Genomic DNA, 24926 nt, shown 5'->3' with positions numbered 1-24926 from the left:
GGAGAGACTGATGATACGACGACTTGATCATATCGTGTTGACTGTACAACATATGGAGGACACCATTCGCTTTTATACAAACGTATTAGGGATGAAGGAAGAAACTTTTGGTGAAGGCCGTAAAGCGCTTCGTTTTGGTTTACAGAAGATCAACCTTCATGAAGCTGGTCATGAATTTGAGCCAAAAGCGGCTCATCCTCTTCCTGGATCTCATGATTTGTGCTTTATCACCGATTTAGACATGGACAGTTTGCTGCTGCACCTTCGGAAGCAAGTGGTCCCGATTGAAGAGGGGCCGGTCAGACGCACCGGTACATTAGGTCCCATTGAATCTGTTTATATCCGTGATCCTGATCTGAATTTAATTGAAATCTCTCGATATATAGAGGAGGGTGATCCGTCATGACTCGTATATTTTTGAGACCGATTGAAGAGCAAGATTATCCTGGTATTCAAAGAGGGTGCCAGCATGCAGAAACACTTCATATGACTGGCACACCAAAAACGTTCACACTAGAAGAAATTCGATCCGCCTATACCCGTTTTTTGCAGGATGACAGCAGACGAGATTTCGCCATTTGTCTGCTGGATACGAAAGAGATGATTGGAGATGCGGCGATTGTGGACATTGATCCAATCAATCATACGGCAAGCTTCCGCATTGCGCTTCACGGGCCGGAGCATTTTCAAAAGGGCTATGGCACTGAAGCTGTTCGGATGGTTCAAGCATTTGCCTTTGACACATTAGAACTCAACCGTCTTGAGCTTGAAGTCTTTTCCCACAATCCAAGGGCCTTTCGAAGCTACGAGAAAGCCGGATTTCAATATGAAGGAAAAAGACGCCAAGCGCTCTATTTCAACGGTACATACTCAGATGTCATCATCATGGGCATCCTTCGTGAAGAATATAAAAACATGATGAATACAGATGCTCCTGCTTAAGAAGGGTCATCTTTTTTAAAAAATTGAATCCCAGTGACGATGATTAAACAAATGATGGAAGAGAGAACGATAGAGACGCTTGATAGACTGAGCGCCATGCCTTCCCATCTACCAATAAAGAGACTGACAATCAATAAAACCAAACCAAATAAAATCAAGCATATAGGGACAATGAACCCCGCATGACGCTGCCGGCTTCTTTTCCCTGCCCACCATGAGAGACACAAAATAACGATTGTAAAAATAGCTGTTTGCAGCCAGAACATGTGATATCAACTCCCATTCTCTTTTTTGAACCTTTAACAACGGAGGTACTTCAAATGAACATTAGACCCATCGAGCAAAAAGACAATCCGTATATCGCAGCGATTATCCGCCAGTCACTAGAATCAGCGAATCTAGCAATTGAAGGAACAGCCTACACTGACCCCCAACTTGACCAGCTTTTCGAATACTATCAATCATTGACTCATGCAGCCTATTGGATTGCTGAAGAGCATGGTGAGATTGTGGGTGGTGTAGGGATTGCTCCATTCACAAATGGAGTATGTGAATTACAAAAGCTTTATTTAAGTCCAAAAGCACAAGGAAAAGGTGTGGGCAAAAAACTGATGGATACGGCGCTGGAATATGCCTCTACATACTACGAAGCGTGTTATTTAGAAACCCGCCGGGAATTAACAGCGGCTATAGGCCTTTATCAGCGATACGGCTTTTCTCTTCTTTCAAAACCGCTTGAAGGCTCTGAGCATTCTGCAATGGATGCTTGGTATCTCAAGACCTTCTCATCATGAACCATAAAACAATCGATAGGTTTTGATCCTCTGAAAGCCTAACTTCTCTGCTAGTTTGATTGAAGCAAGGTGATGGACATCGCAATCCCAATGCGGTGTCCTCTTTTTTTCAAGACAGATGCTGATCATATGCTGAGCTGCCAGCAGCGCCAAACCTTTTCCTCGATAAGTCTCATCTGTCCAAATATCTATCTCTGCACGATCTTCACTTGAAAAAATAGAGACACACTCACTCACCACGTTCTCTCCATCTAAAATGGCAATCCCGATTCCCTTTGATAGAAAGCGAGCTGTTTCTCCCCAATAGGCTTCGTAATAGCTAGGAGGAAAAGCCCTGCTTGCAGTCATCACCTGCTCATTTGTCCGCTCTACTCTATAGCCTGGATGAGACGCTGTGACATGAGAATGTGTCTGTGAATAAACGTACGCATGTCTTTCCATCTCATTCAAATGTGACCCAAGACATTTTTTCATCATCGCATCTGTTGATGGATTTGCTGAAAATATGGTGAACCGGGCATTTTGTCTTTTCTGCCTTTCGTACACATCCACAATAAAGACTGAACAGCGTAACAGCTCCGCTTCACTCCTTCCTGCCACATAATAAATGCCGCATGGAGCTTCGAGAAAATATACAAGCGGATGTGCTTCATTATCTACATAAAGATGTCCTTGTATCATGCCATCCATGACCGCATCTACAAACACTGGATATGCCGGATCGATCTGCTTAATTCCTTCTTTCATTGCTGGTGTCTTTTGCCGTTCCAAGAGATGCACGATTTTCCCTCCTTTCCTTCCATTATAAAGAAAAAGCTGCTGACATACAGGACTCTTTTCAGCAAAAGGAATTCTTCTGCATCAATAGCGCAATTTAAAAAAGAGACCTTATTTAATAGGTCTCTTACTTCTGCATGACATTATTCTGCCGCTGCCTCTTCTGTCACTTTTCCCTTCCAAATCAGGGTTAAGCCTAATCCAAGAAATAAGACAACACCTGCGAATAGAAATGGGAAGTGAATATTTTGGTCAAATAAAATGCCGCCAAGTGCCGGCCCGAAAATCGTACCTAGGCTTGTGTAGGTGGAGTTCATTCCTGCGACAAATCCTTGCTGGTTGCCAGCGATTTTCGATAAGAAGGTCGTTAATGCTGGACGCAATAAATCAAACGCAAGGAAAATAACACATGTGACAATCAAGACAACCAAAAAGCCTGACACAACGGTTGAAACGAAAGCAAGGACAGCCCCGATAATCAGACATAGCTGAATGACTCTTTTTTCTCCTAGGGTATTTACCAGTTTACCAAACACAAGTACTTGGATGATGACTGCCACAATCGAGCTGACGGTAATGATCACGGCAATATCTTTTGGACCAAATCCAAACTTATGATTTGTGAACAAGCTAAAGACTGTTTCATATGCAGATAGTCCAAATGCGAGGACAAATACAATGATAAAGGCAATGAGGTAGCTTGGATGAATCGATTTTTTCAAATCTTTAAAGAAAGTCGATTCTTTCACTTCATTCATTTGCTTCTCTCGCTCTTCTTTTGTTAAAGGCTCCTTCAGCATAAACATAGACGAAATGACAGCAATAAACGCAATCCCTGCTGCAAAGAAGAATGGCAGGCGTACGCCGTATTCTGCAATAAACCCGCCAATTCCCGGGCCAATGATAAAACCAGTACTAATGGCCGCAGAAACATAGCCCATCGCCTTTGATCTTTCTTGAACGGTCGTAATATCTGCGACATACGCAGTGACAGCAGGCATGATAAATGCCGCACTAATTCCGCCTAGAAGCCTTGCAACATACAGAACGTACACGTGTGTTCCAAGACCAAAAACGAGTTCTGATAACGCGAATAGGAACAGCCCAGACACAATCATAATCTTTCTTCCGTAGCGGTCTACCCATCTCCCTGCAATCGGTGATGCGATGAGCTGAGCAACGGCAAATGCCGCCACAAGATATCCCATCGTACTCCCTGTTAGATGCATCACATTCATGAATAGCGGCATGACAGGAATAATGAGACCAATGCCTAAAAACGCAATAAATATATTACTTAATAGAATAACGAGTACAGCTTTTTGCTCACGAATCGGTTTTTGCATGATGTTTGTTTCCCCTTTACTGACTCACTTGTTACTCATGATGGTTGATTCCGTGAATAAACAATGAGATCGCCTCTTTTTGTAACTCTTTCTTCTGCTCAATGGTGTCATTTTTATATAACACGTCTAATCCATAAAAAACGGAAAGTAATATTTTCACTTTTGACTCCACATGTTGGATCGACCAGCTGCCATCTTTGTTTCCTTCAAGTAAGATATCTCTCATCACATCATCAAAATCGACATCAATCTTGTTCAGCCGTTCCATGACTTCATCTGATGTAAAGGCGCTGGCACAAAATTCCTCACTCGCTCTCATTAATGGGTAGTTAATCCCTATTTGACTGAGCAGCTCTGCAAATCCCGCAAGCTTATCAATAGCTCGGTTCAGTGTTTTCTTTTCCTCATGCCACGTTTCCATCATCAAACGATGATCCTCTTCCATAATATGAAGAAACAAAAACTCTTTTCCTTTGAAATGGTGATAGAGATTACCTTTACTCACCTCAGCAGCCTCTAAAATATCGCGCACGGATGTTTCTGAATAACCTTTTTTCGCAAATAAATCACGAGAAGCGGTGACGATTTTTTGCTTCGTCTTCTCACTCTTTCCAGCCCCGCTTTGGGTACTTGTCATGTGTCACAATCCCTTTCTACCCTACATTTCTTAATGTGAACAAAATAAAACCGACCAGTTGGTTTATTTTTTATTATAAATGGATTTTCCTCATAATACAATGAAAATGGCATCGATTCATAAGGCGTAATTCATGTAAAAACAAACAAAACAGTCATCTGCGTTATCACTAAAAAGGACTTATACGCATTTTTCTTCTGCGACCTTTTCATGGCTGCCTTGACCTACTACGTGTTCATCATTCATTTAATTTTCCTTTATATTTAACTTCACTTAAATATAAAAATTGCCTATAATAGAATAGAGGTGATGTCATTGGATGAGGAAATTATTCATTACAGTAAAAAAATCATTGAATACTCGAATGCTCTAGGCTCAATTTATGTAGAAGAGTATCAGCGATTTTTAAAACATGAGTATGCAGATTTATCAGCCAAACAAGAGCTGACGCTTGAGTTGCTGCGTACGAAAACGAGAACAATCAATGAATTAGCTGATTACTTTTCGATTTCTGCCAGCGCAGCTAGCCAGCTTGTATCAAGGCTTGAGCAGCTCGGCTATGTCACACGAGAAATTAATCCGCATAACCGAAGAGAAATCATTGTTGATTGTGCTCAAAAGGGCCATGACTATCACAAGAATACAGAAGACATTCAATTGCATCTAATTCAAAAATATTATGCAAAGCTTCCAAAAGAAGATTTAAAAACATTACTATCTCTATACGAAAAAATCTATCAGATTGCGAAAGAAGCGCCTTAATACGGTGTTTCTCTCCCCGACATTTAAGTTAACTAAACTATTAAGGGGCTGAAAATATGACAAGGATTCATTTACAAGATGGCCGGCACATCGGTTTGATTCAATACGGTGATCTTTCGGGGTTTCCAATTTTCTTTTTTCATGGAACACCTGGATCAAGAGTGATGTTTTTAGATGATGATCCAATCTCTCAAAAGCTCGGCATTCGTCTCATCTGTTTAGATCGACCTGGATTTGGTTTATCCACCCCACTACCTGACCGCACAATTTTAGACTGGGCAATAGACGTGCAGGAAGTGGCAGATAATCTTGGCATTCAACATTTTTCAGTGATGGGTGTATCTGGAGGCGGTGCATTCGCAGCTGGTTGTGCCTATCAATTGCCGGATCGCGTCCTTTCAGCCGCTCTGATCTCAAGTACAACCCCTTTTCAGGGCGGAAAACCGCCGAAAAGCATGCTGAAAGAAAATAAATTAGCCTTTTTCCTTAGTGAGAAGTTTCCTTGGCTATTGAAAGCAAGCTATCGTTCCCAGAAAAAAATGATTGAGAACAAACCAGAGAAATTTAAGAAGCTGGCCAAAAACGGGAACAAGCATTTACATCCATGGGATCGGCAATTCCTTCAAACCGATGAGCAGTTAGAAATGATGATGACACATTTACACGAAGCGACTCGTCAATCGGTGGATGAATGTATTCATGAACCCGTTTTACTTTCGAAACCATGGGCCTTCGATATGAAAGATATTCAAATCCCTGTTGATGTCTGGCATGGAAAAGAAGATACGATGGCTCCATTTGTAGAAATAGAAAAAATAGCTCGGGCGATTCCAAACGTCAAAACCCATTATATAGATCAAGCAGGGCACTTTCTTACTGATGTAGACGATATTTGGCGAAATATATTACGCTCTTTAAAGGAGCGGGCTGAACATCAGAAACTTGCATGAAAAAAGACCCGATATGACTCGGGTCTTTTTCTTTATTAATATTGTTCATAATACCTCTGCACTTTATCTGGATCCTTTGTCTTCGTCAGTGCAAGCATGAGCAGAATACGTGCTTTTTGCGGGTTTAATGAATCAGACGACACAAAGTGATGTTCATCATCCGTTTTTTCGTGGGTGACAATTCCATTACCTGTACGGCTTGATCGCACGAGAACCACATCTTTTTTCACTGCATCTGTTGCTCCTTTGATGGCTTCTGTTGACATCGTTCCATTTCCTGCTGCGGCTACAACAATCCCTTTTGCTCCTGCTTTTACTGCAGCATCATACATATATTTTTGATCATTTTGATAGCCGTATAAAATATCGACTTGTGGCAATTCTTTTATCTTCGATACATCAAAATCGCTTTCAGTCGTATGTTTTCTTGTCGGTTCGTTATAAAAGGACACCACTTCACCAGTAACTTCTCCGATGTATCCTTGCTCAAGTGACTTGAAGGAATCGGTTGTGGTCGTGTTTGTTTTCGTAATAAATCGAGCTGAAGCAATTCGATCATTTAATGTGACCATGACCCCTTTGCCCTTTGCTTCTTTGGTCGATGCAATTTTCACCGCATGATACAAGTTAAGCGGGCCATCTGCACTGATAGCCGACGCTGGTCTCATTGAGCCAACGACCACAACAGGCTTATCACTTTTGACCACCAGATTTAGAAAGTAAGCTGTTTCTTCAAGTGTATCTGTTCCATGCGTGATGACAATGCCATCCACTTGATCATCTTTTAATAGCTCATTGACTCGTTTGGCTAATTTTAAAAGAAGAGCGTCATCCACATTTTCACTTCCAACATTCGCAACCTGCTCACCAGTGACATTTGCAATATCCTTCAGCTGTGGAACTGAAGCAATGACTTTATCGATGCCAAGTGCACCAGATTTATAGCCCGTCGTATCTGTATCACTGTCTGAACTGCCAGCAATCGTCCCGCCTGTGGCTAATACCTTAATATTTGATAAGGACTTATTCCCTGTTTCAACTGCATTGTTTTTCTCTTTTGTTTCACTGGATACGTTTTCTTTTTCGCTTTGAGTATTCTCTTGAGTGCCTGTGTTCGCACAAGCTGCTGTCACTAGTAATAAAACAGAAAGAAGGACAGCACCTAACCATTTTGTCATGTTCATTGGATCATCTCTTTTCCTCATTTGATGGATTTCATGGCTAAATCTCTTTCTATAGGCTTTACTTTATACCATACCTTCATTCATCGGCATGAGGCTAAAGATATAGAACCAAATAAAGGTAAAAAGGGCATTATATTAAGAGTTTATTCAATTCTTAATACCTAAATTTGCTGTAATTAAATTGAGTATTAAAGGTGGCGTATTTTAAAAAATAACCGATGCTTGATAATGAATTTATGATAAAATATAGTAAATTTTACAAAAAAGGAGTATACATTTTGCATTCGCTTCCACCCTTTTACAAAATCCTAATCACACTATTCATCAGCTCTACTTTACTCGGCTTGTTTGTCTGCTTATTTCCACCTATTCAAGCTGAGCCTGCGTTTCTGATATTTTACATTCCTATCTTTTTTGTTTATTATTTCGTCTTTGCAGTTATTGTTTTCTTTACAGCCAAAGGCTTTTCATCCTCTTTATTTAGCTGCTTATTTACTGATTGCATTGGTTGTCATGCTCTTTTTCGTTGATGGTATTGGGAGCCCGGCGTCTTTACCCATCATCATCATGAGCAGTCTTATCTACTGGACCTGTGATTCTTTGTTTTATCAAAGAATGTATGAAAAAAACACATAATACGCAGGACGTACAAGCTCCTGTTCTATATAGAGACGAAGGGTATATATCTTGTTACATACCTCCTATGCTTGACCACACAGTCAATCATGCCATAAAAAAATCACTGAGGATATCTACCTCAGTGATGGGAATCGTTATTTCTTCATTGAACCTGCGTGTGAAAAGATTAGATCTTTCAATTCAAATTCGAATGTCTTTCCGTCCACAATACCGACTGTTTTTTCACTGTCATAAAGCTCAAGCATACAAGCAGCCATTTCTTTTGATGTATGATATTTCTTGAAATTGCCTTCATATTCAAATTCGTCTACATCCAATGAACGCTTTGCAAATTCTGATTCTGTCGCGGATGGCGCTAATACTTTTGCCTGTAATTTGGCACCTTTTTCTTTCAATTCTAGGGCCAGTCCTTCTGTAAAGGCGCTCACGTAAAACTTCGTTGCTGAATAGGTGACGGCATTGCCAACGACTGTATAGCCTGCTCGTGAAGAAATGTTAATGAGCTGAGCTCCCTCTACTTGCTCATAATCACGAACAAATAAGGTGGATAGAATCGTTAATGCTTCGATATTCAGATGAAGCATATCCCCAATTTTACTTAAATCTTGTTCTCCTATAGAGCCAAAGTGACCAAACCCTGCATTATTAATGAACGTATCCAGCTCATAATCTGACAATGATTCATAAAATGAATACACTTGCTCTATGTTTGTTAAATCAACTGATTGTATGACTACTTTGATGTCGGGAGATTGATCATGAATCTTTTTCTTCAATTCCTGGAGTTTATTGAGCCGGCGTGCAGCTAATATAAGATTTTCCCCTCGTGCTGCAAAGGCGAGAGCCGCCTCATATCCAATACCTGAGCTTGCTCCTGTAATGACTGTATAGCCCATTTTACATCCCCCTATTCGCGTCTTCTAACTGGTTAAATTATAACGACAGCATTTTACTCAAGTCAATTTTGAAGAGAGTCAAAGGGCATCATGTCAACTTAGATACAGCTCCTCAGTTACTTCCTTTTGAATCATTTTGGAGGATGTCATGCTGAGATTTTTTTGTTAATTTTTGAAAAACCAATTGATAGGAATGTTCGATTAACTCCTCTACAAATGAGGATGGAATGTCTGCATCAAGGTAAATGGAATTCCAATGAGTCTTATTCATATAGTAGCCAGGGATAATTCCTTCATGCATCTCTCTTAGTTCTTCAGCACGAAGAGGATCACATTTTAAAGTGATGACAGGCTTTCGATTCGCATCTCCCCCCATCATAGCAAACATCTTTCCGCCAATATGATAACGATCTGCCTGCCACTCAGGTTGATAATCATGGGTTGTTCCTTTTAAAGAAAGACAAAATGTCTGCAGCTGTTCTTTTTTCATTTCATTAGCTCCTTTTTTAGAAATCATCTATTTTTTCTATTATATCGACAATGAGGAAAGATATCTGACGCTTTTTTCAGAAACAATAAGAAAAGCACAGGCCCATTGTCTCCTGTGCTTTTGAATCACTCTGCTTTTTTTATTCAAACGCCTTCTTTAGCTGATCCCCCATCAAATGCCAAGCTTCTTCAGCTATGGCTAAATCTCCGGCGTGCGTGAAGCCGTGTGGAACTCCTTTAAATTGTTTATACGTGACGTCTATCCCAGCTTCTTTTAACTTGGCAGCATATTGCTCAGCTTCTTCAGCCAGCGAATCCTTCTCTGCTGTGATGACGAGAGCTGGAGGCATTTGTGCCAAGGATGAACGATCTGCAAAAACCGGAGAAACGAGCGGATTGTGCGGATCTTGGCCTTGCAGATAGAAGGAATTAAAGAGTCTCGCCAATTCAACTGGAATCGCTTCTTCAAACGCTGGCTTTTGTGCTGGATCAGTGGCTAGATCAAGCGGTGGATAATCGAGCACCTGATAAACAATTGGGAGTGTATTTCCTTTTTGAATATTCAATAGACAAGCAGCCGTTGCCAAATTTCCTCCTGCACTATGTCCGCCAATGGCTAATGCAGTCCGATCGATTTGAAGTTCATCAGGGTGGTCATACAGCCACTTCAGTACATCGTAGCATTCATGAAGAGCCGCTGGGAAAGGGTGCTCAGGAGCAAGCTGATACTCGACATTGACCACGATACATTGCGCCCGGTCTGCAATGACTGGACACCATGGATTATCCATTTCAGCACTGCCCATGATAAATCCGCCACCATGTAAATTCACAAAAACAGGAAGCGGCTGCTTTGATGTGTTCACTGGCTTAAACACCCACACCTTTGTTTCGCCAGCACTTGTTGGAATGTCATATTCCATTTTGTTCACATCAGGAGGATTTACTGGCTTTAGTTCCGATTGACTCGCTAATGAACCTTCAGATGGCTGGCGTAATGAAGCAGCGATTTTGATTTGTTCTTCTAAGTTCATGATCTCAGACTCCTATCTTATTCATTTCTTCTTAACTCATTCGTTCCTTTTTCCTCTTTTCCTTCTACTGAATCAGCAGCACCTTACTGGAATAATCAAAATAAAAAAGAGAAGACATTGAAGAAGGTATACGTTCATTAGCTAAACTAATCAATAAAGCTAAGTAACACACTGAATTTAACACACGATACTAAGAGAATGAAAAAAAGAAGATAATCTAAAATACGATCAATCTGTAACTGCAAACCAAGTTTCTTTGAGCAATTCACAGAAAGATTGAATGGTTGGTCCTTCTGAACGACTTTTTAAATATACGACAGATGTTTCAATTGGTTTTTCACAGTAATGCAAAGGGATAAGAATACCCTCTGCTAATTCCTCTTTAATCATATTTTCACCAAGCAAGGCGATTCCTGTTTTATTTAAAACTGCCCGCCTAATCGTTTCATCACTTCCCCCGCATTCAATGATAGAAGATGGACGGGTGTTAATTTCAGAAAAACACTGCTCTGTAATTGAGCTAAAACCGCAATGTTCATGATAAGCGAGAAACGGAAAGGATTCTATAACCTCTTCTTTAGAGCGATTTTTGGTAAGATCGGCGGAGACAACCAACACCGCCTTTTCCCTTTCTAAAACAAACTTTTCTAATTCTGAGGAATCAACTTCCCCTGCAACAATCCCAATATCTGCTTCATTATTTAAAATTTTATCGACAGCTATAAGGCTGTTTGCTGGCATGAGGCGCAGCTTAACTTGTTTATGCAATTTTGTATAAGAACTAAGCAGTAGGGAAAGGTGATTCGTACAATAATATTCTGAAGCTGTAATAGTTAGACTTCCGGAAGGACCATTTAACTCTTCCATGTCTCTTTCCATATATTCCATTAATTCAAATAATCTATCTGTATGCTGCTTTAATTTTTTTCCAGCAGGCGTCAAAAACGTTTTTTTTCCAATACGGGTGAATAGAGAATGGTTTAGTTCCCTTTCTAATACTTGAATTTGCAAAGTAATAGTGGGTTGAGTATATTTTAAGATCTTTGCAGCTTTGGTCATATTCAATTCATTGGCTACTACTTGAAAAGTTTTTAGATTTCTGAGTTCCATTTAACCTTCATCTCACTATCTATGTTTTTTATAGCCTACAAAAGCTCCTAACCAAAAGTATATAAAATAATCATCTTTCACATAGGATATAAGGTTAACCATATAACCCCATAGACAAGATGCTCTGAAGAGAATAGCAATCAAATCATTATATCAAAAATTTTAACGGGAGAATCTAAAAGTTAGATACGAATCATTCATTTTTTATTGGTAACTATTGAATCGCCTGATTTAAAATACCAATAAAAAACCAAATCATCTCCTTACTCTTAAGGTGATGATTTATCGCTAAAGTTTTCTAATGCATACTATTAAATTAATTAATTTTTAGCTTGTTTCATCCTGTGATAGATTGATAAAGAGCTTAACGAAGTAAGGGAAAGGGAGAATATTATGTATCCATTTAAAATATTAAATCATGAAGATATCAAAGCTATTCTTGATATGAAAAATGTAATCGATATCGTAGAAAAAGCTTACGTCTTAAAAGAAAATAAAGAAGCTTATTTATTCCCAATGGTGTTTCACGAGTTCGAACCTGGTAAAGCGGACATGGATATTAAATCAGGAGAATTGTCAGGAGCAGGCATTTTCGGTTTAAAGCTTGTTTCCTGGTTCGGGGACAACCCTTCTAAAAACCTTCCTGCTGTTGTTGGAACTGTCTTAGTTCTTGACAGCCGTACAGGCCTTCCAATCGGTATCTTGAGCGGTGAGTATATGACCATGATGCGCACCGGAGCAGCTGGTGGAATTGGAGCTAAATATTTAGCAAGAAAAGATTCAGAAGAATTGCTTATGGTAGGATCAGGTCATGTTGCGGCTTATCAAATCTTAGCTGTTTTAATGACAATGAACTATATCAAAAGAGTTCGAGTGTATAATGCTCATTCATTTGACCGAGCTGGTCAGTTTTGCGCAGACATCAAAGGCAAGTTAAAAGAGCTGTTAGCTCAAACTAAAGAACAAAACCCGGAAGTTTATGAAGAAATGCTTCAAAAGATAGAGATTGAGTATACGCCGGTTAATGATATTGAAACAGCTACGAGAAGTGCAGATATTATTATTACAGCTACTCCATCACGCCAACCAATTATTCTAAAAGAATGGGTAATGCCAGGTACTCATTTTTTATGTGTGGGTGCAGACATGGCAGGAAAACAGGAAATTGATGAAAATATTTTAACTGATGCTCGCATATTCGTTGATGACCATGAACAGTCTGTTACGGTAGGAGAATTTGAAACTGCATTTAAAAAAGGCATCATCGCAAAAGATAGCATCATTTCGGAAATTGGAGGAGTGATTACAAATCAAGCACCAGGACGCATTTCTCCAGAAGATATCACAGTTTTTGACAGTACAGGCATCTCTCTTCAAGATCTATTGACAGCGAGCTATGTTCTAGAACAGGCAGAAGAAAAACAAATCGGGATGTCGACAAAGCTGTAACTGATCGATAGCCGTTTAAATAAGCAGATTTTAGAAAGTATTCTTTATCAAAAGACTACGTATCAAAAAATAAATAATACTTACAGAGGAGTTAATAGGATGAATATTAAAACATTTGCTGTAGAACATTGGATGAATTTATACGAGCAAGAGGCCGTTTATAATATCGCGGAAACATGTGTTGAATCTTTCACTGTAAATGAGTTGATTGGAATCGACGGCACAAATCCGGCAGATTTTTTCAATGAAGTCGGAAAGAAAAAATTAACATACGGACATATTGAAGGATCTCCAGAGTTTAAAAGCTTAGTATCTGGCCTGTATGAGACAGTTGAAGCTGATAATGTACTTGTCATGAATGGAGCTATTGGTGCAAACTTCTTAGTGCTCTATTCCCTTATTGAGCCAGGAGATCATGTAATTGCTGTACACCCAACATACCAGCAGTTATATGATGTGCCTGCTTCATTTGGCGCGAATGTAGATCTGCTGCCATTGAGACCAGAAAATAACTTCCTGCCGGATCTAAACGAATTAAAGTCTCTGATTAACGAAAAAACAAAATTGATTATTATCAACAATCCGAATAATCCTTCAGGTGCTATTATTGAGCGAGAAATGCTTGAAGAGATTGTAGAAATTGCACGCTCATGTGATGCTTACTTGCTGTGCGACGAAGTATACAGAAACCTATTACAGGAAGATAACCTTGTTGTGCCATCTGTTGCTGATTTATATGAAAAAGGTATTAGTACATCAAGTATGTCAAAAGTATTTTCATTAGCCGGCTTGCGCCTTGGCTGGATTGCAGGTCCAAGTGATGTGATCGCTGAATGCATAAAACACCGTGATTACACAACAATCAGCTGTGGTGTGCTTAACGATATGTTAGCCGTTCATGCTCTTAAAAACTACGACAAAGTCCTAGGGAGAAGCCGCAAAATTATCAAAGATAACCTGGCTATTTTAGATGAGTGGGTTCAAAACGAACCTTCAATCTCCTACGTAAAGCCACTTGCAGGCACAACATCTATGCTGAAATACGATTACCCTGTTTCATCAGAAGAATTTTGCGTTGACCTATTTAAAACGAATGGCACATTCTTAACGCCAGGTTCTTGCTTTGATATGGAAGGATATGTTCGTATCGGTTACGCATGTTCAACAGATGTATTAAAAGCAGGTCTTGAGAAATTCTCTGAATATTTGCGTACCCTTAAAGTAAATAGCTGATTAACAACCATTAAGATAGATATTTGGAATATCTGATCGTACAAAAAACCGAACTGCCAATAATGGTTAGTTCGGTTTTTTATAAAAGTGAATAAGGGATATTTAAAACCCTTAAAAAAACATTGAAATAACTTATCAGATTATCTCACATCATTAATTTCAATAGTTACCATTATGTACGACTCTTTTTTTTTCATTTATTTTCATATTTAATGATATCATTATTTGATGAAAGACTAATTTATTGAAAAAAAGCACTGCGGCGCTATGTCCTCAGTGCTTTTCATTTCTCTTATGATACTTGCTGTTCTACCTTCACTCGTTTAATGAAGAAAGCAATAATCAATCCAATGACGGTCATGATCACGGCAAAGATAAATGCATGCTGGACACCATTTGTAAAGGCAAGCAGCTGATTCACCGGATTTGCGGGGTCAGATACATTTTCCATAAAGCTGCGAGTTCCTGATGAAAGGATCGAGATACCGATCGCTGTACCAATAGCTCCTGACACTTGCTGCAAAGTATTCATAATCGCTGTACCATGCGGATATAGCTCTGGCGGAAGCTGATTTAATCCATTGGTTTGAGCAGGCATCATGATCATCGCGATTCCGATCATTAAGGTAATATGAAGAGTTACAATGAATCCAATCGACGTATTCACACTTAGATTCGTAAAGCCAAACATCGTCGCTGCGACAATGACAAGACCTGGAATGACAAGCCATTTTGGACCAAACTTATCAAATAGACCACCCATGATTGGAGATAGCAGTCCGTTGATAATTCCACCTGGCAACAGCATTAAACCTGCTGTAAATGTAGAAAGCGCCAAGGACGTTTGCAGATACAATGGCAAAATCATCATAGCAGACAGCATCACCATCATACACACTAAAATCAGAAGTAACCCAATGACAAACATCGGATATTTAAACGGGCTTAAGTTCAGCATTGGTTCTTTCATATTCAACTGTCTTAAAGAGAACACGAGAATCCCTATGACACCAACTACAATTGCAACGATGACATGCATACTGCTCCAGCCACCGCCTTCACCGGCACTGCTAAAGCCATATACTATTCCACCGAAACCAATGGTTGAAAGCACAATCGATAAGATGTCGATTTTCGGTCTTGTTGGTTCTGTAATATTTTGCATAAAGATAAAACCAAAGACAAGTGCAGCCATTAATAAAGGAAGTGAAATCCAGAAAATCCAATGCCAAGTCAACGATTTCAAAATAAGGCCAGAGACTGTCGGGCCGACAGCTGGTGCAAACATAATCACAAGACCAATAATCCCCATTGATCGGCCTCGTTTATGAGGCGGGATGATGACCAAAATCGTATTAAACATCAATGGCAGAAGCAATGCTGTACCGACTGCCTGCACGACACGTGCTACCATTAAAATACTAAAGACCGGGGCTACCGCCGCAATAAATGTTCCGATGATCGAAAAGACGAGCGACGTAATGAAAAGCTGTCTTGTTGTAAACCATTGAAGGATGAGTCCTGAAATCGGTACGAGAATACCAAGTGTTAATAAATATCCTGTTGTCAGCCACTGAGCAGTCGTCGCTTCAATTCCAAAGTCTAACGTTAAACTTCTCAGCGCCATGTTTAATGCCGTTTCACTGAACAGGCCAATAAATCCAGCTGTGATAAAAGAAATAATAATGGGCAGCGTTCGAATTTCAGAAGCTGCTGCTTTCTTTTTGTTCATATTAAGTTGGCTCCTTTTCTTTTTCAATTTAGATGAACCTTAGGAAGTCAGGGTGGTCAGAAATGAGCCACTTTAATGTCTATTGAAAGACGGATAAAATCTGTTTTTCTGCTGCAAATTGAGCAATTTGGTCGATCGAATAGCCAGATTCATGTATATAAAACATGAGCTCAGGCGTCATTGGAGAGGACATACATAACGTTGTCAGTTCTATATCCTGTATATTCGCTTCTCCCTTTTCTCTCGCTTCTTCAAGCAATTCACGAATGATTTGTCTGAGTGATTGACTGTAATGACTATCATACACTTTACTTGTCTGCTCTAAATTTCCAGAGATTGTGAGCATCCGAATCCAGTCTAAATGGTGACCGACGATCAGATGAATTTCTTCGAGAACATAGCGCAAACGTTCACGAACCGGCTGATCACTTATTTTGCTCAAGTAAAGATGCAAAGCTGGGATCAGCTGTTCAAATCTCTCCCCAAGGATAGAAAGGCACAAATCACTTTTATTGGCGTAGCGGCGGTATAGAGTGCCCTGTCCAACACCAGCTGTTTTCGCAATTTTATGCATGCTGACATTTTCTACACCAAATTCTTGAAACAAGGAGAATGCGATCTCTTCAATTTCCTCACCAATATCCTTTTCCACCATACACACCTTCTTTACCTTCATCCACATGACACTCATCTCTATGTGTTAAATCAAAACACTTTAGGTTTTTCTTAGGACAATTGTCCCGATATTATCTTACGGACAACTGTCCGCATTGTCAATCATTATTTTTTACTTATGATCCTTCTTTCAATTCTATTAAATGATGCACACTGTTTATCATTATTTAGACCGATTTTCCCTTTTGAAAGAATCATGTATGATCAATAAAGAAAGCGCTTCCACAAAAGGAGAGGAGAATGCGAATATGTACCGTATGAAACGAATGTTGTTGCTGGTTGTCACTGGATTAGTCTTGAGTTTGTCCACATTTACTGCGGGTGCCTCGGCACAAACGGGTGGATCGTTTTATGAACCTTTTAATAACTATAATACGGGGTTATGGCAAAAAGCCGATGGATACTCGAATGGAAACATGTTTAACTGTACGTGGCGTGCAAATAATGTGTCGATGACCTCAGCAGGTGAAATGCGTTTATCGCTCACAAGTCCCTCCTATAACAAGTTTGATTGCGGAGAAAACCGCTCCGTTCAAACGTACGGCTATGGGCTATACGAAGTCAACATGAAGCCAGCTAAAAATGTGGGGATCGTCTCTTCTTTCTTCACTTATACGGGACCGACTGATGGCACGCCTTGGGATGAGATTGACATTGAATTTCTAGGAAAAGATACGACAAAGGTACAGTTTAATTACTATACCAATGGTGTAGGAAATCATGAAAAGATCGTCAACCTTGGTTTCGATGCAGCAAACTCTTATCACACGTATGCATTTGACTGGCAGCCAAACTCCATCAAATGGTATGTCGATGGACAATTAAAGCATACCGCCACCACACAAATTCCTCAAACACCAGGGAAAATTATGATGAACCTGTGGAATGGTGCAGGTGTCGATGAATGGCTCGGCTCCTACAACGGTGTTACCCCGCTCCACGCACATTATAACTGGGTGCGTTACACAAAAAGATAACTCTATCAAAAAAACCTGTGACTTGTCACAGGTTTTTCTTCGTTTAATGAGAATGAGTTTTCAGCTGATGAGCGAGTTTTTTCTCATGATTGTGGATAATATCTTCATAACTTTCTATTTTGAAATCCAATCGTTTAATGGTCTCTTCAATTTCCTTTTGTTTTTGGACGAGTCTTTCTCGTTCATTGATCAAAATGTTTTTTCGCGAAGATAACGTATGATCATCATCCTCAAAAAATAAGGCTGTATATTCTCTAAGCGCATCAATCGAGAGCCCAGCATTTCTCATACACTTGATAAATTCAATCCATTGAAGATCATCCTCTGTATAATCACGAATTCCTTGATCGTCACGTTTGATTTCCCTAATCAAACCAATATTTTCGTAATATCTAAGTGTCGCAGTGGATAAATCGAGCTGTTTTGCTGCTTGTGCTATTTTCATTATGCCCTCCCTCTTTTTCTTACCTTCCATTCTCCCTTTCCTCATCATCTCCATTTTGAAAAAGAAAGCAAGATGCTTTTGGCTCAATTCTCGATTCAAGAATGTTGAATTCGTTATTACAGAAGGTTTCCTGTTGACTTATAGTTCACTTTAAGAAGTACAGTATAGAAGAAAGAATCGAATCTTATTTTTGAAAGGATGATCAAGAATGTGTCAGACGCACCAATCAAATGTTTTAAGTGTTTCACGCGCAAAAGCGAATTTTGAACGGACGACCATTGAACGAAGAGCGCTTCGTCCACATGATATTTTAATTGATATTCAATTTAGCGGGATCTGTCATTCAGATATCCACAGCGCTTTTGATGAATGGGGCGGCGGCATTTTCCCGATGGTTCCGGGTCATGAGATTGCTGGGGTCGTTGCAGCTGTAGGTGATGATGTGACGAAGTTTCAGATCGGAGACCGTGTAGGTGTTGGCTGCTTTGTGGATTCCTGCGGCATTTGTGAATATTGTCAAAATGGAGACGAGCAGTATTGCACAAAAGGGGTCGTCCAAACGTATAACAGCCGTGACTATGACGGGGAACCGACTTATGGCGGCTACAGTCAAAAAATTGTCGTGACTGAACGATTTGTCGTCAGCATTCCTGATCAACTGCCTCTTGATGCCGCAAGCCCTCTTCTCTGTGCTGGCATTACAACATATTCTCCATTAAAACACTGGAAGGCAGGTCCTGGAAAAAAGGTCGCCATTGTCGGAATGGGCGGACTCGGTCATGTCGCCATTCAATTCGCGAGTGCTCTGGGCGCTGATGTGACGGTATTGAGCCGCTCTTTGAATAAAAAAGAAGAAGCACTATCATTTGGCGCAAAAGACTATTTTGCTACAAGTGATCCTGAAACGTTTCAGACACTAGCCGGTCAGTATGACCTCATTCTCAATACGGTCTCTGCCAATATTAATGTGGATGCCTATCTGTCCTTACTTCGTGTAGATGGAACCTTGGTAAACGTCGGTGCACCGCCTAAGCCGGATCAATTCCACGTCTTTTCATTAATTTCTGGCCGTCGCAGCATTGCTGGTTCACTCGTTGGCGGCATCCAAGAAACACAAGAAATGCTCGATTTCGCAGCTGCTCACAACATCGCACCACAAATTGAAGTGATTAACGCGAATCAAGTTGATGAAGCGTATGAACGTGTGCTGAAAAGTGATGTGCGTTACCGGTTTGTGATTGATATTGCTACGTTGTGATTGATATTTGTTTTAAGAGACTAGCCTGATTGGCTGGTCTTTTGTTATGTTTCAACCTTTTCCTTTTACACAGGTGTATGCAATGGACATTTCACAGCAAAAATCCTCTGAAATTCGCACAAAAAATATTGACATAAAAATAAAAAACATGTTATTATTAAAAATTTGGTTATTACACCTTCATTTGTGATACCCTTATAGTAGATACAATTTATGGAGGTGGATGAAATGTTTCAAATTGGTGATAACATTGTTTATCCAATGCACGGAGCAGGTATAATTGAAGCCATAGAAGAAAAAGAATTTTCTGATGAAAAACAGCAGTATTATGTGATTAAAATGTCAATCAGTCATATGAAAGTAATGATTCCAACACGGAAAATGTCAGGTTCACGTATTAGACCTGTTACAGATATACTGGCTTTAAAGAATGTGATGCACATTTTCCAGCATGGCAAATCAGATCAATTACTGACGTGGAAAGAACGGCATACAATCAACACAAACAAAATAAAAACGGGTAACATCCAAGACGGTGCTGAAGTTGTGCGTGATCTTATGCGTATGAAGAAAGAGAAAGCACTAAATGCTAGTGAAAAGAAAATGCTGGATGATGCCCATGAATTTTTGCTAAGTGAATTAGAAGTCATCAAAGGGATTACAGAAAAACAAATAAAAAGTTTCTGTTAAGAACCTCTTCCACGCTCACCATTTTTGAATACATGTTCTCTACGAACATTTCCACCCTTCATTTTATTTAAAAAAAGAATTTATTTAGGCAAATTCCGCATATTGTAAATCCAATATGCTATACTGTTGATAAACCTTTGAAGCATGAATTTTTTTACGATTACCTTGTAACATCTCCCTACTTGTACGCTGAGTAGGGTTTTTTATTGAAAAAATGCGTGAAAGCATAAAAAAACAGGCTCTCTACAGAGAACCTGTTTTAAAAGGATAAAGATTAAGCAGTTTTTTGAACGTTAGCAGCTTGAGCTCCACGAGAACCTTGCTCTACGTCAAATGTTACTTTTTGACCTTCGTCTAAAGATTTGAATCCGTCACCTTGGATAGCTGAGAAATGTACGAATACATCGTCGCCTTCTTCACGTTCGATAAATCCAAAACCTTTTTCTGCGTTAAACCATTTTACTGTACCTTGTTCCATGTTTGTTGCCTCCTCGTGCGTATACCACACAATGTATTATACTATCCTTGCCCAAAGTATCCTCAAGACGAAAAGTCTTTCTTCATGCTATCCTTTACGCCGAACAAAAATAATTATTCTTATTGTAGCATGAATCGGAAATAATTGCAATTTAGGATTTAAAAGAACAAAATCAACGATCCCACATAATTTTGTTCTTCTCAGACTTTAAGAAAAGTGGGTAATAACGAAAACATTACTGTACTCTTAGAAAATTGATGTCATTTTTATTTCAGCTAAGATTTAACATTTTTATTCTTATCTATTATTAAAGTTACTATAAGACTAGCTATGCTGACTAAAGTTCCTGCGATAGAAACAACAATTGTCAAAAAGCCATCTGGAATAAGAAATCCTATTGGAATTAGCATCAGAAAAGATAGAACAATAAAACATTGGTATACACCAGATATAGTTCTCACAATCAAGTTACTGAAAAAAGACATCACCAACGGAGGAATGAATAAAAATACCAATATTCCAATTGATATTATTAAGATGCGAGGCTGATCAAATGAAATAACATTATCTCCAGGAGAATTTTTGGCAGCCACTAGCAAAACAACTATAGACATCATGAGAGTAAGTAAAACAAGAGAAAGCCTTTTTATCATGTTATAACTCCTTTGGTTGATCTTATGCGACCTAATTTATTTTTAAAATTATCTCATTATTACCTTCATTTAACAATATAAAAGATGAAAGGAAACTCTTAATAAAAGAGCTTATTCAGTTCTTTTATGGACAACAATCGCATCATGATTGTCAGCGATTCTTTAAAGGATATTAATTAAAGCTGCAATATGATTTCATACCTAAGATAATCTGATGTGGAATCGTTCATTCAAAAGAGAAATTAATATTAAAATGACCGGGTATATTTCCACTTAGCATACAATTGCTGTATCTTGTTATCTCTTTATAGTAAAAGAGCACATAAAAAAATACCAAAGGTACACGACCCTTGGTATTTTTTAGAGATGCCCGAGAGGACTTGAACCTCCACGGGGTTATTCACCCCTGACTCCGATTTGCACATATTTTGCACAAGAAAATCTATTTCTTTACATTTTCCGACTCAAGTCTATTTAACCAATTATCGACTAATGAGTTAAATACATCGGGTTGTTCAATCTGAAGATTGTGACCACCCATATCAAGCACCGCAAAAGTGGCTCTTGGATAATCTTCGATGAGCCGCCACGCATCGTGATATCCCACTACATTGTCCTGACGCCCTGTGATAATGAGCGTTGGATACTTAAGTTCAGATGAAATATCGAAGGTAAAACCATAACCATTTTGTTGAATGTTATTGATGAAATCATGATTTGTTTGTTTAGAAGGAAGTAAAATTTCATCCCGAAACCTCTCCCATTCCGTTTTTCCTTGCACAACGGCCATGGAGCAAAATTCACCTGCCTCTTCTGAAGACAATTGTGTTATGAAGCTGCTGTCACTTTTTAAAACAGTCGCCTCTGATACGACTCTTTCATCGAATTCTGGTATAGTCATTGGCGCCACGAGCAGTAATCCACTAACAGTTTCCTGACGTGAACGAACGATACCTCTGGCTATGTACCCTCCATATGAATAACCACAAACAATAAACTGTTCATCAGGGATAATCTCGTCCAAAAGACGCAATACCGCTTCTAGCATATCATCAGAGTTCTGAATAGACGGATGTGGCTTTGAACGTCCCATACCTGGTAAATCTATGTATATTCTCTTCCAGCCGCTTCGTTTTTCGAATATCGGTTCCAATGCATGTAACATCACTTGATGGTCAAGTGTCCAACCATGCAATATCACGATAGGATAGCCTTCTCCAATGACTTTATGGTAAATTGACATATATCTACATCCCCTTTTCTAGGGCTTCCCTAGTAATCTAAAGATTTTTTATTGTTTTGCTTGTTAGGAAACTATTTGCGATAACCCAAAAAAACTTCTAAAGCTCTTCTAATGAATTGATCAGTTTTTTGCTACAATAAATTGACAACGAACAGTTTGAACTACATACTCTCCATACACGCTAAAATATAAAATTCCGAGAGGAGAAATGAAATGAACCCTTTATTGTTAGATATTCCTTTACAATTAGAAACAGAAAGACTCATTCTTCGAGCACCATACCAAACAGGCGACGGGAAAATTGTAAACCAAGCAATACAGGATTCCTTTTCTGAATTAAAAGCGTGGTTGCCATTTGCTCAAGAACTTCCTACTGCTGAAGAAACAGAGATCAATTTAAGAAATGCTCATATCAATTTTTTAAAGAGGGAAAGTTTCCGTTTTCTTATTTTTGATAAAAACAGCAATCACTTCATTGGAACAACTAGCCTTCAGAGGATTGACTGGACCATTCCTAAATGTGAGATTGGGTACTGGGTAAATACAAAGTTTAGTGGGAATGGATATATAACAGAAGCAGTGGAGAAATTAGCTGACTTCGGATTAAGCAATATCAAATTTAGAAGAATTGAAATAAGGTGTGAATCAACAAACCTCAAAAGTCGGGCTATCCCAGAAAAACTTGGCTTTGTATTTGAAGGCACTTTAAGAAATGATGATTTATCCGCAGATGGCAGCAAGCTGACTGACACTTGTTTTTATTCCATAATAAAATGACATTGTACGCTTAAAATAACGGATGCTATTAAAACAAAAAGGCATAACATATTTTATAAAAGTAAGTGGTCAGTTTTGGTTACAAAAAACAACAAGGGACTCACCCCCTTGATATCATTGATGCGGCCGAGAGGACTTGAACCTCTACGGGTTATTCATCCACTAGCCCTCACTCAGAAAAATTTGTAAAACACTTACGAAAAGTTGATTACAGTACAAATAAATAGGGCTATTTATACACTATTACACTTTCCAAAGAATGTGGCCAATTCATGGACAGCTATAACAGATTGAAATATCTATTTCAATTTATTAAATACAAGTTCATGTTACAGGCCTGCCAAATGAATTCACATAATAAATTTCTATCGTGGGGTCTTTGTAAAAACACATTCGTTTCATAATGACCAACCATTCAACTTTATTAAAGGAACAGTAAAATTAATCATATACTTCTTTCATCATTAAAATTCCTTATCAATTTACAAATTAACATTCTTTTATATTTTTTGGGGAAATTGTATACTTAATTCATAAACTATTGAAAGGATGTATATTTTGTTTGATGCTGTTATTTTTGAAAGAGCTATATTGTTAATAGGTAGCGGAATAATACCTATTGTTGGCTTGTTCTTATCTTTATCACAAAATCGTCTTAAAAGAGAAAAAGAGTTTCAAGACTCTCAACAACAAAACTATAATTTTATACAAAATGGCTATTATAATGAATTTAATGTTGCTATTCAACACAATCATGCTCAAGAACATTATTATTACCATCAACAAAAAAAAGAAGAATTTAAAGAAAAACAAGCAAAATTAAATTCTCGTGCAAATTTTATAGAGTCTATTATGACTAAAACATTTTTAGTTTTGATTATTATAGTAGCGTTAAATGAAATTTTTTCATCTTTTAAAAAATTCGAATTAAAAGATATTATTAATTATAGTTATATTTTTTGGGATTCTTTCCAAGTTGCAGGAACAATTGTTATTCACGCATCGTTCGGTTTAATTACAGCTGTTTTTCTAAGTTCTCTTTTAACAAAAAATGCTCTAATTCGAAATCTTTTTATAATCTTCTTTACAGCGATAGCAAATTTTAAAACTCTAAATTTTTGGAATAACAACCCTATAAACATGAAAATAATTCAAGAAAATGCACAAAAAATTTCTGAACAAGTAACAGTGAATTCAACCATTGATCACTTTATGCCATTTCTTCTAATAATTCATGTTATTACTGCCGTTATCGTTACAACATACATCACTAAGATTCTTTATTTACCAGAAAATAAAAACCTATCAAGAACATTTTCTTTATCTTTAGCGTTTTATATCCTTTTTCCTTTCCTTTATGAACAAGTTCTTGCTTTGCTTTAAACAACTTAATTGAATAATACAAAGTAAAGTGAAACAGAAAAATAATAAAGTTCCTAATTATATAAAAATATCTGTTTTATACAAAAAATCAACTTACTTAAAATAAGTGGATAGATTTATTTAGATATTATAAAAAAACCAAAGGTCTACAACCTTTGGTTTCTTGATGCGGCCGAGAGGACTTGAACCTCCACGGGTTATTCACCCACTAGGCCCTCAACCTAGCGCGTCTGCCATTCCGCCACGACCGCGTGTATGATGTGCTCATATATTCATAAGTGCACTGTTTGAAAAAACAATGCGGGTGAAGGGACTTGAACCCCCACGTCATAAAGACACTAGATCCTAAGTCTAGCGCGTCTGCCAATTCCGC

At 38.5% G+C, this 24926-nt stretch carries 27 protein-coding genes and 1 tRNA gene; 12 read left to right on the top strand and 16 right to left on the bottom strand.

Annotated features, from left to right (window positions below; genetic code table 11):
- Nucleotides 1-10: 10 nt before the first annotated feature.
- Nucleotides 11-406, top strand: a complete 396-nt coding sequence (locus QSJ46_RS19300; protein ID WP_024425420.1) for a VOC family protein — start codon at nt 11-13, stop codon at nt 404-406.
- Nucleotides 403-942: a GNAT family N-acetyltransferase gene (locus QSJ46_RS19295; RefSeq protein ID WP_107164193.1), complete on the top strand. Its 540-nt coding sequence runs from the start codon at nt 403-405 to the stop codon at nt 940-942. The genes QSJ46_RS19300 and QSJ46_RS19295 overlap by 4 nt, the downstream gene beginning before the upstream one ends.
- Here QSJ46_RS19295 and QSJ46_RS19290 read toward each other — a convergent pair.
- Nucleotides 939-1208, bottom strand: a complete 270-nt coding sequence (locus QSJ46_RS19290; RefSeq protein ID WP_039176789.1) for a YesK-like family protein — start codon at nt 1206-1208, stop codon at nt 939-941. The two genes, QSJ46_RS19295 and QSJ46_RS19290, sit on opposite strands and share 4 nt — an antisense overlap.
- Before the next feature lie 54 nt (nt 1209-1262).
- Between QSJ46_RS19290 and QSJ46_RS19285 the strand changes: the two genes are divergently transcribed.
- Entirely contained in the window at nt 1263-1736 is a 474-nt protein-coding gene (locus tag QSJ46_RS19285; RefSeq protein WP_047204140.1) for a GNAT family N-acetyltransferase, read from the top strand.
- On the opposite strand, the gene QSJ46_RS19280 is transcribed toward QSJ46_RS19285, so the two are convergent.
- From QSJ46_RS19280 to QSJ46_RS19270, 3 genes are all read right to left on the bottom strand, one after another.
- Complete coding sequence (locus tag QSJ46_RS19280; RefSeq protein ID WP_107164192.1) at nt 1731-2516, bottom strand: GNAT family N-acetyltransferase; 786 nt, start codon at nt 2514-2516, stop codon at nt 1731-1733. The two genes, QSJ46_RS19285 and QSJ46_RS19280, sit on opposite strands and share 6 nt — an antisense overlap.
- A gap of 140 nt (nt 2517-2656) precedes the next feature.
- Nucleotides 2657-3859, bottom strand: a complete 1203-nt coding sequence (locus tag QSJ46_RS19275; protein WP_058837406.1) for an MFS transporter — start codon at nt 3857-3859, stop codon at nt 2657-2659.
- 31 nt (nt 3860-3890) lie between these two features.
- The gene (locus tag QSJ46_RS19270) at nt 3891-4496 is read right to left on the bottom strand and encodes a TetR/AcrR family transcriptional regulator (RefSeq protein ID WP_107164191.1); all 606 of its coding nucleotides are present in this window, start codon (nt 4494-4496) and stop codon (nt 3891-3893) included.
- A 309-nt stretch (nt 4497-4805) separates the two neighbouring features.
- Between QSJ46_RS19270 and QSJ46_RS19265 the strand changes: the two genes are divergently transcribed.
- Nucleotides 4806-5258, top strand: coding sequence for a MarR family winged helix-turn-helix transcriptional regulator (locus QSJ46_RS19265; protein WP_039176776.1), 453 nt, complete (start codon nt 4806-4808; stop codon nt 5256-5258).
- Between the two features lie 56 nt (nt 5259-5314).
- The gene (locus tag QSJ46_RS19260) at nt 5315-6208 is read left to right on the top strand and encodes an alpha/beta fold hydrolase (protein ID WP_107164189.1); all 894 of its coding nucleotides are present in this window, start codon (nt 5315-5317) and stop codon (nt 6206-6208) included.
- A gap of 35 nt (nt 6209-6243) precedes the next feature.
- Here QSJ46_RS19260 and QSJ46_RS19255 read toward each other — a convergent pair whose 3' ends face one another.
- The 5 genes from QSJ46_RS19255 to QSJ46_RS19235 form a co-directional block, all read right to left on the bottom strand.
- The gene (locus tag QSJ46_RS19255; RefSeq protein ID WP_285605188.1) at nt 6244-7392 is read right to left on the bottom strand and encodes a type II asparaginase; all 1149 of its coding nucleotides are present in this window, start codon (nt 7390-7392) and stop codon (nt 6244-6246) included.
- A 773-nt stretch (nt 7393-8165) separates the two neighbouring features.
- The gene (locus QSJ46_RS19250; protein ID WP_047202472.1) at nt 8166-8927 is read right to left on the bottom strand and encodes an SDR family NAD(P)-dependent oxidoreductase; all 762 of its coding nucleotides are present in this window, start codon (nt 8925-8927) and stop codon (nt 8166-8168) included.
- Nucleotides 8928-9039: 112 nt separating this feature from the next.
- Nucleotides 9040-9417: an MmcQ/YjbR family DNA-binding protein gene (locus QSJ46_RS19245; protein WP_268473325.1), complete on the bottom strand. Its 378-nt coding sequence runs from the start codon at nt 9415-9417 to the stop codon at nt 9040-9042.
- 139 nt (nt 9418-9556) lie between these two features.
- Entirely contained in the window at nt 9557-10450 is an 894-nt protein-coding gene (locus QSJ46_RS19240; protein ID WP_285605187.1) for an alpha/beta hydrolase, read from the bottom strand.
- Nucleotides 10451-10678: 228 nt separating this feature from the next.
- Nucleotides 10679-11560 carry a LysR family transcriptional regulator gene (locus tag QSJ46_RS19235; protein WP_106025664.1) on the bottom strand — a complete coding sequence of 294 codons (882 nt, stop codon included), beginning with the start codon at nt 11558-11560 and terminating at the stop codon, nt 10679-10681.
- A gap of 393 nt (nt 11561-11953) precedes the next feature.
- On the opposite strand from QSJ46_RS19235, the gene QSJ46_RS19230 reads away from it, so the two are divergent.
- Entirely contained in the window at nt 11954-13009 is a 1056-nt protein-coding gene (locus QSJ46_RS19230) for an ornithine cyclodeaminase family protein (protein ID WP_285605186.1), read from the top strand.
- Nucleotides 13010-13108: 99 nt separating this feature from the next.
- Nucleotides 13109-14242 carry an aminotransferase gene (locus tag QSJ46_RS19225; RefSeq protein WP_047202477.1) on the top strand — a complete coding sequence of 378 codons (1134 nt, stop codon included), beginning with the start codon at nt 13109-13111 and terminating at the stop codon, nt 14240-14242.
- 292 nt (nt 14243-14534) lie between these two features.
- Here the strand turns inward: QSJ46_RS19225 and QSJ46_RS19220 are convergent, their stop codons facing one another.
- A complete protein-coding gene (locus QSJ46_RS19220; protein ID WP_047202478.1) occupies nt 14535-15974 on the bottom strand; it encodes a DHA2 family efflux MFS transporter permease subunit in 1440 nt (479 codons plus the stop codon).
- Nucleotides 15975-16053: 79 nt separating this feature from the next.
- Nucleotides 16054-16650, bottom strand: coding sequence for a TetR family transcriptional regulator (locus QSJ46_RS19215; RefSeq protein WP_285605185.1), 597 nt, complete (start codon nt 16648-16650; stop codon nt 16054-16056).
- Between the two features lie 247 nt (nt 16651-16897).
- Here QSJ46_RS19215 and bglS point away from each other — a divergent pair, with 247 nt between their 5' ends.
- On the top strand, nt 16898-17626 hold the full coding sequence (gene bglS / locus QSJ46_RS19210; protein ID WP_224930343.1) for a beta-glucanase: 729 nt from the start codon (nt 16898-16900) through the stop codon (nt 17624-17626).
- A gap of 43 nt (nt 17627-17669) precedes the next feature.
- On the opposite strand, the gene QSJ46_RS19205 is transcribed toward bglS, so the two are convergent.
- Nucleotides 17670-18071, bottom strand: a complete 402-nt coding sequence (locus QSJ46_RS19205; RefSeq protein ID WP_047202480.1) for a MerR family transcriptional regulator — start codon at nt 18069-18071, stop codon at nt 17670-17672.
- A gap of 208 nt (nt 18072-18279) precedes the next feature.
- Between QSJ46_RS19205 and QSJ46_RS19200 the strand changes: the two genes are divergently transcribed.
- The gene (locus QSJ46_RS19200; protein ID WP_285605184.1) at nt 18280-19329 is read left to right on the top strand and encodes an NAD(P)-dependent alcohol dehydrogenase; all 1050 of its coding nucleotides are present in this window, start codon (nt 18280-18282) and stop codon (nt 19327-19329) included.
- 228 nt (nt 19330-19557) lie between these two features.
- Nucleotides 19558-20019: a CarD family transcriptional regulator gene (locus QSJ46_RS19195; RefSeq protein ID WP_087976933.1), complete on the top strand. Its 462-nt coding sequence runs from the start codon at nt 19558-19560 to the stop codon at nt 20017-20019.
- Nucleotides 20020-20293: 274 nt separating this feature from the next.
- Here QSJ46_RS19195 and QSJ46_RS19190 read toward each other — a convergent pair whose 3' ends face one another.
- The 3 genes from QSJ46_RS19190 to QSJ46_RS19180 all read right to left on the bottom strand — a co-directional run bounded on the left by QSJ46_RS19190 (nt 20294) and on the right by QSJ46_RS19180 (nt 22393).
- Complete coding sequence (locus QSJ46_RS19190) at nt 20294-20497, bottom strand: cold-shock protein (RefSeq protein ID WP_003214229.1); 204 nt, start codon at nt 20495-20497, stop codon at nt 20294-20296.
- Between the two features lie 275 nt (nt 20498-20772).
- Nucleotides 20773-21150, bottom strand: a complete 378-nt coding sequence (locus tag QSJ46_RS19185; protein WP_047202483.1) for a hypothetical protein — start codon at nt 21148-21150, stop codon at nt 20773-20775.
- Between the two features lie 442 nt (nt 21151-21592).
- On the bottom strand, nt 21593-22393 hold the full coding sequence (locus tag QSJ46_RS19180; protein WP_047202484.1) for an alpha/beta fold hydrolase: 801 nt from the start codon (nt 22391-22393) through the stop codon (nt 21593-21595).
- 213 nt (nt 22394-22606) lie between these two features.
- Here QSJ46_RS19180 and QSJ46_RS19175 point away from each other — a divergent pair, with 213 nt between their 5' ends.
- Both QSJ46_RS19175 and QSJ46_RS19170 read left to right on the top strand, forming a co-directional pair.
- Nucleotides 22607-23170, top strand: a complete 564-nt coding sequence (locus QSJ46_RS19175; protein WP_285605183.1) for a GNAT family N-acetyltransferase — start codon at nt 22607-22609, stop codon at nt 23168-23170.
- 558 nt (nt 23171-23728) lie between these two features.
- A complete protein-coding gene (locus QSJ46_RS19170; protein WP_224930336.1) occupies nt 23729-24553 on the top strand; it encodes a hypothetical protein in 825 nt (274 codons plus the stop codon).
- A gap of 167 nt (nt 24554-24720) precedes the next feature.
- On the opposite strand, the gene QSJ46_RS19165 is transcribed toward QSJ46_RS19170, so the two are convergent.
- Nucleotides 24721-24804: transfer RNA gene (locus QSJ46_RS19165), tRNA-Leu, on the bottom strand.
- Between the last annotated feature and the right edge of the window lie 122 nt (nt 24805-24926).

Source organism: Bacillus sp. YKCMOAS1 (assembly GCF_030268125.1).
Lineage (GTDB): Bacteria > Bacillota > Bacilli > Bacillales > Bacillaceae > Bacillus > Bacillus safensis.
The sequence above is the reverse complement of the archived record's forward strand: the minus strand, read 5'-3'. Positions and strand labels throughout refer to the sequence as shown.

Coding starts and splice junctions, on each gene's coding strand:
- QSJ46_RS19300 (WP_024425420.1), top strand. CDS start 11: ATGATACGACGACTTGATCATATCGTGTTGACTGTACAACATATGGAG.
- QSJ46_RS19295 (WP_107164193.1), top strand. CDS start 403: ATGACTCGTATATTTTTGAGACCGATTGAAGAGCAAGATTATCCTGGT.
- QSJ46_RS19290 (WP_039176789.1), bottom strand. CDS start 1,208: ATGTTCTGGCTGCAAACAGCTATTTTTACAATCGTTATTTTGTGTCTC.
- QSJ46_RS19285 (WP_047204140.1), top strand. CDS start 1,263: ATGAACATTAGACCCATCGAGCAAAAAGACAATCCGTATATCGCAGCG.
- QSJ46_RS19275 (WP_058837406.1), bottom strand. CDS start 3,859: ATGCAAAAACCGATTCGTGAGCAAAAAGCTGTACTCGTTATTCTATTA.
- QSJ46_RS19270 (WP_107164191.1), bottom strand. CDS start 4,496: ATGACAAGTACCCAAAGCGGGGCTGGAAAGAGTGAGAAGACGAAGCAA.
- QSJ46_RS19265 (WP_039176776.1), top strand. CDS start 4,806: ATGTCATTGGATGAGGAAATTATTCATTACAGTAAAAAAATCATTGAA.
- QSJ46_RS19260 (WP_107164189.1), top strand. CDS start 5,315: ATGACAAGGATTCATTTACAAGATGGCCGGCACATCGGTTTGATTCAA.
- QSJ46_RS19255 (WP_285605188.1), bottom strand. CDS start 7,392: ATGAACATGACAAAATGGTTAGGTGCTGTCCTTCTTTCTGTTTTATTA.
- QSJ46_RS19250 (WP_047202472.1), bottom strand. CDS start 8,927: ATGGGCTATACAGTCATTACAGGAGCAAGCTCAGGTATTGGATATGAG.
- QSJ46_RS19245 (WP_268473325.1), bottom strand. CDS start 9,417: ATGAAAAAAGAACAGCTGCAGACATTTTGTCTTTCTTTAAAAGGAACA.
- QSJ46_RS19240 (WP_285605187.1), bottom strand. CDS start 10,450: ATGAACTTAGAAGAACAAATCAAAATCGCTGCTTCATTACGCCAGCCA.
- QSJ46_RS19235 (WP_106025664.1), bottom strand. CDS start 11,560: ATGGAACTCAGAAATCTAAAAACTTTTCAAGTAGTAGCCAATGAATTG.
- QSJ46_RS19230 (WP_285605186.1), top strand. CDS start 11,954: ATGTATCCATTTAAAATATTAAATCATGAAGATATCAAAGCTATTCTT.
- QSJ46_RS19225 (WP_047202477.1), top strand. CDS start 13,109: ATGAATATTAAAACATTTGCTGTAGAACATTGGATGAATTTATACGAG.
- QSJ46_RS19220 (WP_047202478.1), bottom strand. CDS start 15,974: ATGAACAAAAAGAAAGCAGCAGCTTCTGAAATTCGAACGCTGCCCATT.
- QSJ46_RS19215 (WP_285605185.1), bottom strand. CDS start 16,650: ATGAAGGTAAAGAAGGTGTGTATGGTGGAAAAGGATATTGGTGAGGAA.
- bglS (WP_224930343.1), top strand. CDS start 16,898: ATGTACCGTATGAAACGAATGTTGTTGCTGGTTGTCACTGGATTAGTC.
- QSJ46_RS19205 (WP_047202480.1), bottom strand. CDS start 18,071: ATGAAAATAGCACAAGCAGCAAAACAGCTCGATTTATCCACTGCGACA.
- QSJ46_RS19200 (WP_285605184.1), top strand. CDS start 18,280: ATGTGTCAGACGCACCAATCAAATGTTTTAAGTGTTTCACGCGCAAAA.
- QSJ46_RS19195 (WP_087976933.1), top strand. CDS start 19,558: ATGTTTCAAATTGGTGATAACATTGTTTATCCAATGCACGGAGCAGGT.
- QSJ46_RS19190 (WP_003214229.1), bottom strand. CDS start 20,497: ATGGAACAAGGTACAGTAAAATGGTTTAACGCAGAAAAAGGTTTTGGA.
- QSJ46_RS19185 (WP_047202483.1), bottom strand. CDS start 21,150: ATGATAAAAAGGCTTTCTCTTGTTTTACTTACTCTCATGATGTCTATA.
- QSJ46_RS19180 (WP_047202484.1), bottom strand. CDS start 22,393: ATGTCAATTTACCATAAAGTCATTGGAGAAGGCTATCCTATCGTGATA.
- QSJ46_RS19175 (WP_285605183.1), top strand. CDS start 22,607: ATGAACCCTTTATTGTTAGATATTCCTTTACAATTAGAAACAGAAAGA.